Genomic DNA, 13,693 nt, shown 5'->3' with positions numbered 1-13,693 from the left:
GCGATTCCGATCGCAATAGTTCTGATATGGAGTGGCCTGCTGTCAAGTGGGCATGGTGAGGCGCCGTCGGGAGGTTTCCCGGCCGGCGCCTCGCTGCTTCGCGAGCGGGGGGTGTTGGTCGAGCGTGTCATTGGGCGACGCGCGGTCACACTGATATGCGCGGGTTGGCTACCGCAGGACGGTGGTTCGGCTGGAGCCGGTCCGCGTGTCTAAGAACGAGCGTGAGGCCTTCGGCCCTGCTCATAGAACTCTCGCGGGTGGCTCCACGCGCTGCCGCCAACACCCAACCCCGGGCGAAGCAGTCAGCGGGGGCTCAGTCGTCGTCCATGACGGCTAGGGACCAGCACCAGCCGGCGAGCTCGCGTGCTATTGCGGCGTTGGCGACGGTGGGCCGCTTGCTGCGCTTGAGGAACTTGACCCAGCGGGCGTGCAGGCGCCGATTGCCCGCATCGCCCCGGACCCGCGCGGCTGCGGGGGCCAGATCCCACCGGTCGAGCATGGTCTTCCCTACGGTGTAGCGGGCCCTGTGGTGCCAAGCCGCTTCGACCAGGAGCCGGCGGACGTGGGAGTTGCCGGTCTTGGTGACCGGGCCTTGGGCGCGGGAGCCGCCCGAGGAGTGCTCGGAGGGGACGAGCCCGACGAAGGAGCCGATCGTGGCCCCGGTGAACCTCCCCCAGTCGCCGATCTCCACCGCAAGGGCGAACCCGGTCAGGGTGCTCACACCGCGTAGGCACCCCAGGCGCGCACGACGGGTGCGAACTCGCTCTCGGCGGCCAGCTCCTCGATCGCGGAGTCGAGCCGGCCACGACGGGACTTCGTGGCGAGGGCGGCCTCGTAGCCGGAGTCGAAGGCCGTCCGGGTAGCCGTGGACCCCAGCTGCAGAGCGGCCTCTTTCCGCAGCCAGGCATCGTGGGCGCCGGTCCAGGCGTCCCCACCCTCGTAGACGATCCCGTGGCGCAGCAGCAGCTTCGAGAGCCGGTGCCGAGCGCGCATCAGGTCCCCACGGCAGTCCTCCCTGGCCCGCACCAGATCACGCGCGGACTCCTGGGATATGGTCGGGACCGCGACCGCAGTTACCTCGTCCAGGCGCAGCAGCCTGGCCAGGTGCACCGCGTCTCTGGCGTCGGTCTTGACACGGTCTCCCGATGGCCGCTGGAGCTTCGACGGTGCGGCGACCACGCACCTGACTCCCTGTGAGGTCAAGGCCCTCGCAAGTCCGAACCCCGTTGGGCCGGCTTCGTAGACTACGGCGATCGGGCCCGGCAGGCCGGCGAGCCATGACTTCACCGCCTCGTAGGACGGGGAAAGCCGGGCCTGGACCAGCTCGCCTGTGTCGCCGTCGATCGCTGCCGCCGCGATCGAGTGGGCGTGCACATCCAGCCCAACACTCGTACGCTCAATGAACACCTGTGAGTCTTGGAGCGGCTGGTCCGGGACCGGCTGGCAGGGTAGGTGCTGGACGCCTTCTCCTCGGCTGTGACTCGAATGAACACTGGCCCCTTCATGGGCCTTCGCCCCGAATTGTCCAGCCATGGGGTTGGTGCCCGGCGCCCGCCCGGCCCACACCGATGGCTTGATCAGAAGACTGCCCGACCCCTGCGGGGCCGTGGCCCATCACAGGAATGCCTCGGAGTGACCTTCACCCGGGCCGACGCCGGCCGCGCCGCGGCCAGAAGCATCTGCCCCTACTCGAGGAAGGAACCCCGTGGCCGCGAAGACTACTGTCGCACAGACGCGCCCGTTCGTCATCGGCGTGGACACCCACGCCCGCACCCACACCCTTGCCATGGTCCGCGCGGCGACCGGTGAACAGCTCGGCTGCCAGCAATTCCCGGCCACCGCGGCGGGCATGCGGAGGGCCCTCGACTGGGCGGCCCGCCGCACGGGAGGAGACGCAGACGCACTCTGGGTCATCGAGGGAATCGGCAGCTATGGAGCCCAGCTCGCAGCGGCAGTCGTGAAGGCCGGCTTCGAGGCTGTGGAAGCCCCCAGGGGCTACGTTCGCTCACGAACCACCACAGGGAAATCCGATCCGCTGGACGCGGCCGCGATCGCGGCCGCAGCCCTCCCGCTCGAGGGCACCCGCCTGCGTATCCCACGCCAGGATGAGGGCGTGCGCGCTGCCCTGCGAGTGCTCATCGCGGCAAGGGAGCAGATGACGCTCGAGCGCACGGCCAAGGTCAACGCACTCACTGCCCTGGCCCGGACCGTCGACCTCGGGATCGACGCCCGCCGGCCCCTCTCAGCCACCCAGGTCACGGAGATGGCGCGATGGCGGGCACGGGAAGAGGGCGTCGCGGCTGCCACCGCCCGGACGGAGGCGGTCCGCCTTGCCAAACGAATCCGCGTTCTGGACGAGGAGCTCGCGGACAACCAGCACTGCACATCCGAGCTCGTCAAGGCTAGCCCCGCCGCGCCCCTGCTGGAGATGACCGGCATAGGACCGGTCACCGCCGCCGTGGTCTACACCGCCTGGTCACACCTCGGGAGGGTCCGCTCCGAGGCCGCTTTCGCCACTCTTGCCGGGGTCAGCCCCGTCCCGGCTTCTTCCGGGAACATCGTCCGATACCGGCTCAACCGAGGAGGCGACAGACGCCTCAACCGGGCCCTGCACATGGCCACCATCACCCGAATGGTCCACGATCCCGACAGCCGTGCCTACGCCGAACGACGCACAGCCGAAGGCAGAACCACACGCGAGATCCGTCGCTGCCTCAAGAGATACCTCGCCCGCCACCTCTACCGCACCCTCAACGCACTCCACCGCGACGCACTCGCAGCAGCTTGACGCGACATAGAAGATTCGGGACCTCCCACGCATGTCGGATAGGCCGAGCAGGGGACTCTGCTCGGTAACCCACGAATCTGCGTGAGCGAGGCCCCGGCCCGCAACCACCCACGAAAGGCGGTTACTCCATACCGTCTAGTCGAGGGGTTCAGGCGCGGCCGTAGACCTCGAACCCGAGACCGTACACACGCAGCGCTGCGGCGTTGACGCATTCGATGAACGTTTCCGACTCTTGGCTGTGGGTCCCGCGGCACGAGGAAACGAGGTCCAGGAACTCGGATTCAAGGCGTCCGTCTTTGAGCATGTTGCGCGGCGCTTCCGGCGCCAATGGGTTCACATGCGTGACAACCGGCGGGGACGCCTGTGACTGCTCAGTCCGCTTCTCCCCCGCCTCAGTCTCGGATCCACCCGTGCCATAGCTGCCGGCCACGTAGCCACCCGCTGCTGCAACGAGCGACATCAGCGCCGCGGCAGCCCAGCGGCGTGTCTTCGGCCATCTGGTATCTCTGACTTTCTCCGGCATGAGTCCCCCCTGTTCTGTGGCATCAGCGTAGAAGCGAACTGATGAGGCAGCCGAACGGTTGCCGTCCGGGTGCGAGCCAACAACTATTGGACTCGACGCTCGCCCGCGACCCTTCCGGTCGCTACAAAGGAGAAAGCGAAATGGACATCGTGACCTCGCAGAAGATCACCACGTTTCTCATGTTCGAGGGCAATGCCGAAGAGGCAATGGACTTCTACCGATCGCTTTTCGACGATGCAGAAGTCATCAGCATGAGTCGTTACGGCGCCGATGGCCCGGGCAAGGAAGGAACGGTCCAGCATGCGACGTTCTCGCTCGCTGGCCAGCCGTTCATGTGCATCGACAGCCCAGCGCATCACGACTTTACCTTCACGCCAGCGGTGTCGCTCTTCGTGCAATGCGAGAGCGAGGCCGAAATTGACCGCCTTTACGCGGCTCTGGCCGAAGGCGGAGGGGAACTGATGCCGCTTGGGAATTACGGGTTCAGCAGCAAGTTCGGCTGGGTCAACGATCGCTTCGGGGTGTCCTGGCAGCTGAGCCTGGCGTAGAAAGTCGATGCTTGCTCGGCATCTTTCGTTCAGACTAATGGCGTGAGCGGAATGCCATGGGTCCTGCACGTCGATCTCGACCAGTTCATCGCAGCGGTCGAAGTGCTCCGCCGCCCCGAACTGGCAGGCAGGCCCGTCATTGTCGGGGGCCGTGGCGATCCAACGGAACGTGCCGTGGTATCCACCGCGTCCTACGAAGCCAGGGCGTTCGGAGTGGGTTCCGGAATGCCCTTGCGCATCGCCGCGCGGAAGGTGCCTGACGCTGTGATCCTGCCCGTCGATCAGGAGGCGTACCTCGAGGCGTCCGAAACTGTCATGGCCACCCTGCGTGCGCAGCCCGAAGCGGTTGTGCAGGTGCTGGGCTGGGATGAGGCCTTCGTCGGCATCGAGACGGAGAATCCGGAAGCCTACGCCCGGCACTTGCAGGCCGTGGTGTTTGAACGAACGCAGCTGCACTGCAGCGTGGGCATCGGGGACACCCTCGTCCGCGCGAAGGTCGCGACAGCGTTCGGCAAGCCGGCCGGCGTCTTCCGTCTCACCGATGAGAACTGGCTCGACGTCATGGGCAGTCGGCCCACCAAGGAGCTCTGGGGCATCGGCTCAAAAGTCTCCGCCCGTCTGGCCACACTCGGCATCCAGACGGTCGCCGAGCTCGCGGCCTCGGACCCCCAATCCCTGGTCCCGGAGTTCGGCCCCAAGATGGGCCCCTGGTACGCGCAGCTCGGACGCGGGGACGGATCCAGCACCGTAGACGACACCCCTTGGATTGCCCATGGGCATAGCCGTGAGACCACCTTCCAGCGCGACCTCACCGACTCAGCGCAAGTGGACGACGCCGTGCGGCAGCTGACAGCGCGCGTCCTTGAGGACGTTGTGGCTGACGGACGGCCGGTCGTTGGGCTGACCCTCAAGGTTCGGTACGCGCCGTTCGTCACCAAGACCCACGCGAGGAAGATTCCGGAGACGTTCGATCGGAACGAGATTCTCTCCCGGGCTTTGGACCTCGCGGCCGGAATCGAACCCGGGCGCCCGATCCGCCTCCTGGGCCTACGGGCCGAAATGCCAATGCCCGACGAGGCCCGAAAGGGACACACGCCGACGCGAAGTGGTTGGTGAGGCCCTGGTCGCTTCCCCACCAGCATCAGCGCGCGGTCCGTTTACCAGGCAGAGCCACTGAAGCACCTTTGGCGGAAGCTACTGAGAGCGATCCTAGACGGTTGCTGATAGGTGCGGGGTTTACTCCGCGGAGGCCGTGCTGGTACTGACGGCAATTGCTCGTGCGTGGACCGATGGTCGCGCAGTTCGGCCAAAATGCCACGGAAATTGCTATCCGGCTTCTTGGGCTGCCGCTCGCTGCGGTGGCGGTGATCCTGCCGCTCATCGTCCTCCTTCGAGGGCTTCGAATCCTTCCGCGGGACGCGCGTCTGCTCGCGGCCACTCTGGCGATTGCCGGGCTCATGTTCCTCACCGCGACTCTTGTGTTCGCCGATATCGAGGCGATCAGACTTAAGGAGTCGTGGGCGGTTGGCCAGGCTTCACGCTATTCTGTCGCCCCGGGCATCCTCATCGGTCAGGCCGTAATTCTCGCAGCCGCTGGGCTTGCTCCAGTCGTCTTCGACCGATGGTTGAGGGTGTTCACGGTGGCAACTTTGATCCTGGCATTCATCGCCGATTCCACAGGCGACCCCTGGAACAGTCGGGGTCCGTCGTGGGCAGACAGTGTCGAGCAGGGACGACGCGAGTGCATCGCTCAATCGTCGGCACGAGTTCAGATGACACCGACCGGCGTCCCCAAGGACTGGTCCGCGGACATCGCATGTAGCTGGCTCACGCGTCCCTGACCGCTGCTCAACTCCGGGCACGTCCAAGGCCCTCATATCAACTCCGGGCACGTCCAAGGCCCTCCTATCTAGGAGAACGGGGCCTCCGCTCCTGCATAGCTTCGTCCCGGCATAGCTTGCAAGGGCGGGGCGCATCGTGCACCAGAGGGATCTCAGCCTAAATAGTCGATGGTTCTCCTGCCCAACTTCCTGTGAACGAAGACATCAGCGACCTCGCGACCAAATTGTTCTTCCGATTTCCGGATAGTCTGGCGATAGAAGTCCTGTTTAATGACTTCTGACTCGAGATCCTCGAAGGATTCTTGAAGCTTGGTCACCAGCAGGGCTGCGAAGTTGCCACGCAGGGCAATCTTGTGCTCGTCCGGGATCGGCACATCCTCATATTTGGCACCGGCGCCGCGGGCGGCGACCAGCGTGAGAGCTCCGCACATTGCGGCCTCCCTTGGAATCCGGTCCCGCCCGGGATGATGGCCCAGATCCAAGTAGATGGCACTGCTCTGTAATGCCTCGATCATCTCGGCCCTCGACAAGCCCTCCAGAGCCAACCATTCGATTTCCTTGGGAGCTCTGTCCATAACCAGCTGGATCGCCTCCCGGCCTTTGGTGGGGTTGAAGGCGACGCGCGAGTGCCGGCTCAGCTCGAAGTCGGCGTCCTGCGGGAGATCGTCGACGCGAATGAAGTCCGAAACAATGCTGGTCTGCACGCCCAGCCATCGAGCCAAGTACGCACCAGCGAAATCAGACTGAACCAGATGGGTAATGCCCTGGCCCCGCAGATAGATTCGATCCGGCACAGACTTTGCAACTCGCAAGAATCGCTTTAGCCTTGATCCACCGATGGGGCCTGTGAGTAGCGCTGCGTAATTAAAGGCGAGATGCCCGCCATCTCGGGGAAAATTGGACTTGCGACAGAACCAATTGCCTGAGGATGAGAGGGCATCTCGTAGGTGCTAGTTTCCCACACTCGCGCCGCGGTGGCGGCGTCCTTCGACGAGCCGAATCTGGTCTCCGCGGCGGGGCTGGTGCCGGTGATGCGCCTGGCCGAGGCCGCCGGTCTCCAGGCTCTCGCCGACGAGCACCTGAGCGTGCCGACGGACAAGGGCGCGAATGCCGGGCTGAAGCTGGGCGCGCTGGTGGCCGGGATGGTCGCCGGGGCGGACTCGATCGACGACATGGCCCTGCTGCGGCACGGGGGCATGAAGAAGCTGTTCAAAGGCTGCTATGCGCCCTCGACCCTGGGCTCGTTCCTGCGCGCGTTCGCCTTCGGCCACGTCCGCCAGCTCGACGCGGTCGCGGCACGGTTCCTGGCCAGCCTGGCCGCCCGGGCACCCCTTTTTGGGAACCGGGAGGAAGGGGACTTCGTGTTCGTGGACCTCGACGACACGATCGTCGAGGTCCACGGCTACGCCAAGCAGGGATCCGGGTACGGGTACTCCGGGGTCCGCGGGCTGAACGCCCTGCTGGCCACGGCCACCACGCAGGACACCGCCCCGGTCATCCTGGCCCAGCGGCTGCGCAAGGGCGCGGCGAACTCCTCCCGCGGGGCCTCCCGGCTGGTCGCCGATGCGCTCTCGGCCCTGCGCCGTACCGGCACCGCCGGGCGGGTGCTGGTGCGGGCCGACTCGGCCTTCTACGGGCATCCGACCGTCTCCGCTGCCCGCGCCGCAGGGGCCGAGATCTCGGTCACGGTCCGTCTGGACCCGGCCATCAAGCGCGCCATCAGCTCCATCCGGGACGAGGCGTGGACGACGATCGAGTACACCGACGCGGTCTTCGACGAGGCAGCCGGCGCCTGGGTCTCCCGCGCGGAGGTCGCCGAGGTGCCCTTCACCGCGTTCGCCTCCCGGAAGAAGGCCGAGCGCGTGAGCGGGCGGCTCGTCGTGCGCCGGATCCCGGACCTGAACCCCAAGGTCCCCGACGGGCAGGGAACCCTGTTCGCCACCCACCGTCACCACGCCTTCTTCACCACCGTCCCCGCCGAGGACCTCGGCACCGTGGCCGCCGATGCCACCCACCGGGGCCACGCGGTCATCGAGCAGGTCCATGCCGATCTGAAGGACTCGGCCCTGGCCCACCTGCCCTCCGGAAAGTTCGCCGCGAACTCGGCCTGGCTCGTCGCCGCGGCCATGGCGTTCAACCTCGCCCGCGCCGCCGGGACCCTCGCCGGCACCGCGTTCGCCAGAGCCCGCACCGGCACCATCCGCCGCAAGCTCGTGAGCGTCCCGGCCAGGATCGCCTCCAGCGCCCGGAAGATCCGCCTCCGCCTGCCCGAGACCTGGCCATGGCAGGCCGCGTGGGAAAAGCTCTTCACCACCGCCCACGCACCTCCGGCCACAGCGTAGGAACCCGCCCGCAGCCGGCAACGGCCAAACCGAACTCCAGTGGAACACCCCGGCAGCGAGGCCGGCCGATACCCCACGCCCGATAACAATGACCTGGGCTGCTCCCCAGAACCACTCAGGAACGGCCGCGGATCGGTGGATCAAGGTTTAGACGCCCGCGGTACGAAATGGACTTTCGTTCCCAACGCTCGAGCTGGCGCTGTGCTTTGAAGGGACCAGCGGAGTCGATGCTCAGCCACCACAGATAGCGGGTGGCATGGCGCACGTCTTTCAAGAGGTCCCATGACACCTCGGGCGCGATCACGGCCGCACCCGCCTCATCAAGGATCTCCGGCCGTTCAGGTGCCGAATACCTCCTGTACTCCTGTACGCGTTCTGAATGTTCAGTGCCCGGGGTGGGCACAAGGTAGGCGTCCAAGCCCATTCCCCGCATGGTGTGAACAAGCTGGTGCAGGGCCTCGGGACCTCCCGTGCGGACCCCACGCGGATACAGGACGTAGTAAGTGCTTGACACGACTTCCCCCAAATATGTGGTGGTGACAAGCGAGCGTAACCCCGCCTCGTTACCACCGAGAGCTGGTCTCCATCCCGAACTCAGTGGCGAGCAGACACCTGCCGGGCGCGATCCAACGCCCGGTCTTGCTGCGAGTCCGCCCACAAATCGGCGCCAGTCGACTTGGGGGCGAACCAGTCCGGATTTCTGGCTCAGGTCTTGGCAGACGCTCCCTTGGACCAATGACACGTGACCGGAGTCCCCCTGACCCTGAATACTCTGCCATCCGGTAGGGGTCGCAAGCGCATTCGCGTCAAGCTGGGAGGAGTTCATCTTGTCGGCCCGTGGCGCCTCGACGGAGCTTGACGATCAGTGGGCGGGTGAAGTGCTCCGCCAGAGCGGCCGCGACTAAGCAGGCCGGAATGGCCAGCCAAGCGACATCGACGAAGTCTCCGCCTACGGCAAGGGCGAGGACGATCAGAAGCGGATAATGCCACAGGTAGATCTCGTAGCTGATCCTCCCAACGTAGACGATGGGGGGCCACGAGAACCCGCGATTGAGGCGACCCCTTCCGTTGCAGACGATGTGGGCGATGATCAGTGCAGTGGCGCCGTCCGCAAGCACGACCCCAGACGTGGTGAGCCGTGTGAAAGTGGACCCGAGCACGACGGCGATCAAGGCAACAAGCCCAACCGCTCCAGACCAGCGCGGGGGCCTCCATCCGCGCTCAAGAACCAGAGCCAGAAGACAGCCGCCCAGAAGACCGTAGGCACGGAGGATGTAGGAGGAATGGCCCGTGGAGATGTTAACTAGTGCAGCCGACACGATTAGGGCCCCGGCCAGCCCGGTCGTAATCACGATCCTCAGCCGGAGCTCCACCAGGAACAGGAGCAGAGCCGGCCAGAGGAAGTAGAACCACTCCTCAACCCCAAGCGACCAAGCATGGGCGTACGCGGACGCAGTCTGGAATCCGCTCTCAAGGCCGATCGGCATGAGGTAGAACAAGGCGAACGCGGACCCGCCCGCGGCGCTCTTCCAACTCGTCGTCAGCGCCACAGGGACGAAGACGATCGCCAGCATCAGCAGGAGGGGCGGATACAGCCGAACAAGTCGACGAAGATAGAAACGCCCAAGGGATATCACTCCGGTTCTGGCGTGCTCGCGAATCAGGATGGTGGTGATCAGATAGCCCGACAGGACGAAGAAGACGTCCACTCCCACAGCTCCCCCGAACGGGACAGGCATGAGGCCGTGATGCACAACTACGAGGACGATCGCTACGGCCCGCAAACCGTCCAGCGCCGGAATGTGGGCAAGCCCCGCGGAACCTGAGATTCCTTCGACGCGGTGATGGGTCGAGGCCGCCAAAGTGCGATTCATGAGCGGATCGTATCCGGGTGGATCACCACGGAGAGCTAGCCTCCAGACTCTAACTCGGTGGTGCGGCTCCACCTCAACACAAAAGAAAAGAGGCCCGGGATTCCGGGCCTCTCAGGGTGGAGGTAAGGGGATTCGAACCCCTGACCTTCTGCATGCCATGCAGACGCGCTACCAACTGCGCCATACCCCCGTGGAGCTGAGGGGACTCGAACCCCTGACCCCCTGCATGCCATGCAGGTGCGCTACCAGCTGCGCCACAGCCCCGAACTAGCAGCGGACAGAACCTCTCGGAGGATCCACGGATCCCCTCATCCCGTCCGAAGCAACTCGTCCATCTTAGCTGGGGCGACCCTGCCGCACAAATCCGAGGGGCCGCCGTCGTCACCCCTCCACGATGGGAACGGGAACCAGAAGACTGCCTGCGTTGTGCTCCCCGAGGCGCCAGCGCGCGGAGCCGTCGGGGGCGGGAGCACGCTCCTCAAGAACCGACCAATTGCAGTTCGAGAGGCCGGACAGCGCGCCCCAAAGCTCGTGCGGAAGGCCGAGCAGTTCGGCCAGTACAACACGGATGGCGCCGCCATGGCTCACCACAACCAGCGTGCCCGACTCCCCCACGCGCGGGAGAGATCGCTCCACGGCTGACCGAGACCGAGCCGCGACGTCGAGACGGGTCTCAGCCCCGCCGGCGGCCACCGTCACGTCTCCTTCCTCCCAGCGACCGAGCTGCTCGGCTTCGGTGACGCGAATCTCCGCGAACGTCTTCCCCTGCCAGCTGCCGGCGTTCGTCTCACGCAGCCCAGCATCCAGGGTGACAGGCAAACCCGTCTCGGTGGCGAGAGCCTCCGCCGTCGACCGCGTCCGTTCGAGATCCGAGGCAACGATCGCCGTCGGGCCCATCGCCGCGAGCAAGCGTGCGGCGTGCGCTGCCTGGCGCACGCCGTCGTCGTTGAGCGGGATGTCAGTCTGCCCCTGGAAGCGTCCCGCCGCATTCCAGTCGGTGCGCCCATGCCGCCAGAAGACGATCCTTCGCCGTTCCCCCACAGCCGGGCTCAGCCGGCTGCCGAGGCCGCCGAAGCGCCCGGCTCCTCGATCCCGAGGTCAACAGATGGGCAGTCCTTCCAGAGCCGCTCGAGGGCGTAGAAGGCACGGTCCTCATCGTGCATCACATGGATGACCATGTCACCGTAGTCGAGAAGCACCCATCGCCCCTCGGTGCGTCCCTCGCGGCGCACGGGACGGCGGTCCAGCTTGATGAGCTCGTCCTCGATGTTGTCGACGATCGAATTGACTTGACGCTCGGTCGCGGCGGACGCAATGATGAAGAGATCCGTGATCGCGAGTCGCTCGCTCACGTCCATGGCCACGATGTTCTCGGCCAGCTTGTCCGCGGCGGCCTTTGCGGCCACCTTTGCGGATTCAACAACCGTTTCGGCTGCGCTCAATGAAGCTCCTTGTTGTGAAGTACTCGATGCCGCCCCGGCTACTTGCCGAGCAGCACAATCAAAACGGCCGCAATAAGGGCCACGATGCCAATGGCGCCGATCCCGAGGAGCAGTATGCGCTCCCGATCGACCCGGGATTTCTGAGGCTCGAGGGGGTCGAGACCATGAGCGGACTGCGCCGCGATCGGGGCCGCCTCGCGCGCTGCGACGCCGGCCGTGCGCTGCCGAGGGGTCCGGTCAGTCACCACCGGCACGTGGTGCGTCGACGGCGGCTTCATGACGGGATGCGGGATCCCCGGGACCTTGACGTACTCGAGCGGCGTGACCATCGCGAGATTGTTCGCCGACGCCGGCGCGGTCTTGCGAGGCCCCTCAGTCTCCCGGCGTGTCTCCTCCGCAAGCCGCTGGCGCGCCTGCGCACGCCGGCTCAGCACGGCTTCGCGCTCGGCCTTGGCCACCTGCTGCTTCCTGGTCTCCGGATCAACCGGAGCGCCGCTGCGACGACCAGAACGCGCCTCGGCCTCACCCTTCGCCTGAGCACGCAGAAGCTCGCGGGCAGCAGCGATCTGTTCGTGGCTCAGTCTGCGGAACGAGCCCGTCTCCGGCCCGAGAACGGGCTCGCCCGCAGGGTTCTGCGGGATCTTGAAGGGTGCGGTCGGCGTCGGCTCACGAAACGGCACGGACGACGACGGCGCCCCGGCTTGGCGCTGTTGCCCGCCACCGTGCGGGGGCACCACAGGGAGGCTTCCCGCCGGAATGTCCGACGACGGCGAGTCCGGACGCTGCTGCGAGACCGTACGCTGCTGCGTGGCCGGTCCTTGAGTCGAACGACCTTGTGGGGCGGCTGCCGGCCGCGGCGCCGAGGCCGGCCCTTGAGCCGACTGCGGGCGCTCCGCTGAAGCTGACGGAGTGTCCTGGCCCTGTTCCCGCATTTCACGTCGGCTGGGGAACCTGGCCGCCTGCTCCTTCTCGGCGAGCTCGCGCATGACCCGGTGAGCCTCGCGGTCTCGCGCTCGAGCCTGAGAGCTTCGTTCGCTGCGAACAGCGTCAAGCGGCGCGTCAAGGGCTCTGCGGGAACGGCTGGCTGCAGCATCGAGGCCACCAGCCGCCTCCCGCGCGCCCTGGCCCCCGCGGGCCTGAGCTTCGGCAGCGGCGCGGGCCTCTGCCTCTGCTCGCGCCTCGGCCTCCGCTCGTGCCTGGGCAGGCGTCAGCTGCGCGGCAGGCTGGTCCCCTCGCGCAGCTTGAGCCAGTCGCCGTTCCCGGCGACTCGTCATGGGCTTCTCGTCATTGTTCATAGGTTCATTCACCAAGCCGCCGAGGCGCTTCCTGCGGCGCCCGCTCGGCGGAGTGGAGGAGTCTGGGTGGGGGCCAAGTGGATCACACCGTCAGCCCGCGCCGCCTTCGCATTCGCGTCGTCGAGGTACAGTCCGTACTTCGCGATGTACTGGACGACACCGTCCGGAACGAGGTACCAAACCGGCTCGTGGGACGCGACGCGTGCCCTGCAGTCCGTCGACGAAATCGCCATGGCAGGCACCTCTAACAGGCTCACCTCGGCGCGGCCGAGGTCGGGCAGCTCATGCCCGGGCCGAGTCACCCCAACGAAGTGGGCGAGGCTCCAGAGCTCGTCCACGTCCTTCCAACCGACAATCTGGGCCATGGCATCCGCGCCCGTGATGAAGTACAGATCGGCCTCTGGCCGCTCGGCTCGCAGGTCACGGAGCGTGTCGATGGTATACGTGGGCCCTGGCCGCTCGATGTCGACGCGGCTCACAGTGAAGCGCGGGTTGGACGCCGTCGCGATCACCGTCATGAGGTATCGGTGCTCGGCAAGGCTCACCCGCCGGCTCGACTTCTGCCAGGGTTCGCCGGTCGGCACAAAGACGACCTCGTCGAGGCCGAACTTCGAGGCTACTTCGCTCGCCGCCACGAGGTGCCCGTGATGGATGGGATCGAACGTCCCACCCATCACTCCGAGGCGAATGCGCCGCCCACCCGGCACCTGCACTGGTTCCGTCAAAGGTGTCAGTGGCTCGGGGAGCCCACGTGACGGTCGTGCTTGTTCGGGTGCTGACGGTGCGGGTCAGCATGCTCGTCCGTCGGCTCATGGCGGCGGCCGAGGTTGGTGTACGAAAGCGTCACGGAAAGGAGGACTATGAAGAAGACGAAGAGAGTGACGCCGACGACGAACGGCGGCGCGATCGTCGGCGCTTTCGTCTCAGCCCCCGCGGCCTCTGCACTTACGCTGAGTGCGGTGGTCATGAGCGTTGCCAGCATGATTACTCCTCCGAGCCTTGCTAAATCCCTGCGATCAGTCTTCCGATCATCCTACCCC

Annotated in this window: 16 protein-coding genes and 2 tRNA genes; 5 read left to right on the top strand and 13 right to left on the bottom strand. The window is 66.3% G+C overall.

Annotation, left to right across the window (positions count from 1 at the left end; genetic code table 11):
- Window positions 1-313 precede the first annotated feature (313 nt).
- On the bottom strand, window positions 314-721 hold the full coding sequence (locus tag L0M17_RS08575; RefSeq protein WP_241053525.1) for a transposase: 408 nt from the start codon (window positions 719-721) through the stop codon (window positions 314-316).
- Window positions 718-1,407 (bottom strand): IS110 family transposase, encoded by a 690-nt coding sequence (locus tag L0M17_RS08570; protein WP_241053524.1) that lies wholly within the window; start codon window positions 1,405-1,407, stop codon window positions 718-720. Before L0M17_RS08570 ends, L0M17_RS08575 begins: the two co-directional genes overlap by 4 nt.
- 298 nt (window positions 1,408-1,705) lie before the next feature.
- Here L0M17_RS08570 and L0M17_RS08565 point away from each other — a divergent pair, with 298 nt between their 5' ends.
- Window positions 1,706-2,788 carry an IS110 family RNA-guided transposase gene (locus tag L0M17_RS08565; RefSeq protein ID WP_241050952.1) on the top strand — a complete coding sequence of 361 codons (1,083 nt, stop codon included), beginning with the start codon at window positions 1,706-1,708 and terminating at the stop codon, window positions 2,786-2,788.
- Between the two features lie 148 nt (window positions 2,789-2,936).
- Here L0M17_RS08565 and L0M17_RS08560 read toward each other — a convergent pair whose 3' ends face one another.
- Entirely contained in the window at window positions 2,937-3,311 is a 375-nt protein-coding gene (locus L0M17_RS08560; protein ID WP_241053523.1) for a hypothetical protein, read from the bottom strand.
- Window positions 3,312-3,451: 140 nt separating this feature from the next.
- On the opposite strand from L0M17_RS08560, the gene L0M17_RS08555 reads away from it, so the two are divergent.
- The 3 genes from L0M17_RS08555 (at window position 3,452) to L0M17_RS08545 (ending at window position 5,700) form a co-directional block, all read left to right on the top strand.
- Complete coding sequence (locus tag L0M17_RS08555; protein ID WP_241053521.1) at window positions 3,452-3,859, top strand: VOC family protein; 408 nt, start codon at window positions 3,452-3,454, stop codon at window positions 3,857-3,859.
- A 51-nt stretch (window positions 3,860-3,910) separates the two neighbouring features.
- Window positions 3,911-4,975: a DNA polymerase IV gene (locus L0M17_RS08550; protein ID WP_241056374.1), complete on the top strand. Its 1,065-nt coding sequence runs from the start codon at window positions 3,911-3,913 to the stop codon at window positions 4,973-4,975.
- Between the two features lie 173 nt (window positions 4,976-5,148).
- A complete protein-coding gene (locus L0M17_RS08545; RefSeq protein WP_241053520.1) occupies window positions 5,149-5,700 on the top strand; it encodes a hypothetical protein in 552 nt (183 codons plus the stop codon).
- Window positions 5,701-5,852: 152 nt separating this feature from the next.
- Here L0M17_RS08545 and L0M17_RS08540 read toward each other — a convergent pair whose 3' ends face one another.
- Entirely contained in the window at window positions 5,853-6,404 is a 552-nt protein-coding gene (locus tag L0M17_RS08540; protein WP_241053519.1) for a hypothetical protein, read from the bottom strand.
- 243 nt (window positions 6,405-6,647) lie between these two features.
- Between L0M17_RS08540 and L0M17_RS08535 the strand changes: the two genes are divergently transcribed.
- The gene (locus tag L0M17_RS08535; RefSeq protein ID WP_241053518.1) at window positions 6,648-8,042 is read left to right on the top strand and encodes an IS1380 family transposase; all 1,395 of its coding nucleotides are present in this window, start codon (window positions 6,648-6,650) and stop codon (window positions 8,040-8,042) included.
- A gap of 115 nt (window positions 8,043-8,157) precedes the next feature.
- Here the strand turns inward: L0M17_RS08535 and L0M17_RS08530 are convergent, their stop codons facing one another.
- The 9 genes from L0M17_RS08530 to L0M17_RS08490 form a co-directional block, all read right to left on the bottom strand.
- Entirely contained in the window at window positions 8,158-8,556 is a 399-nt protein-coding gene (locus L0M17_RS08530; protein ID WP_241053517.1) for a hypothetical protein, read from the bottom strand.
- Between the two features lie 292 nt (window positions 8,557-8,848).
- On the bottom strand, window positions 8,849-9,916 hold the full coding sequence (locus tag L0M17_RS08525) for an acyltransferase family protein (RefSeq protein ID WP_241053516.1): 1,068 nt from the start codon (window positions 9,914-9,916) through the stop codon (window positions 8,849-8,851).
- A 117-nt stretch (window positions 9,917-10,033) separates the two neighbouring features.
- Window positions 10,034-10,106: transfer RNA gene (locus L0M17_RS08520), tRNA-Ala, on the bottom strand.
- Between the two features lies 1 nt (window position 10,107).
- Window positions 10,108-10,180, bottom strand: a tRNA-Ala gene (locus L0M17_RS08515).
- A 117-nt stretch (window positions 10,181-10,297) separates the two neighbouring features.
- Complete coding sequence (locus L0M17_RS08510; RefSeq protein ID WP_241053515.1) at window positions 10,298-10,957, bottom strand: histidine phosphatase family protein; 660 nt, start codon at window positions 10,955-10,957, stop codon at window positions 10,298-10,300.
- Between the two features lie 8 nt (window positions 10,958-10,965).
- Window positions 10,966-11,358, bottom strand: coding sequence for a ribosome silencing factor (rsfS, locus tag L0M17_RS08505; RefSeq protein ID WP_241053514.1), 393 nt, complete (start codon window positions 11,356-11,358; stop codon window positions 10,966-10,968).
- A 38-nt stretch (window positions 11,359-11,396) separates the two neighbouring features.
- Window positions 11,397-12,653, bottom strand: coding sequence for a hypothetical protein (locus tag L0M17_RS08500; protein ID WP_241053513.1), 1,257 nt, complete (start codon window positions 12,651-12,653; stop codon window positions 11,397-11,399).
- A gap of 8 nt (window positions 12,654-12,661) precedes the next feature.
- Complete coding sequence (gene nadD / locus L0M17_RS08495; protein WP_241053512.1) at window positions 12,662-13,327, bottom strand: nicotinate-nucleotide adenylyltransferase; 666 nt, start codon at window positions 13,325-13,327, stop codon at window positions 12,662-12,664.
- 56 nt (window positions 13,328-13,383) lie between these two features.
- A complete protein-coding gene (locus L0M17_RS08490; RefSeq protein ID WP_241053510.1) occupies window positions 13,384-13,635 on the bottom strand; it encodes a hypothetical protein in 252 nt (83 codons plus the stop codon).
- Window positions 13,636-13,693 lie beyond the last annotated feature (58 nt).

It is taken from the genome of Sinomonas terrae (assembly GCF_022539255.1).
Lineage (GTDB): Bacteria > Actinomycetota > Actinomycetes > Actinomycetales > Micrococcaceae > Sinomonas > Sinomonas terrae.
The sequence above is the reverse complement of the archived record's forward strand: the minus strand, read 5'-3'. Positions and strand labels throughout refer to the sequence as shown.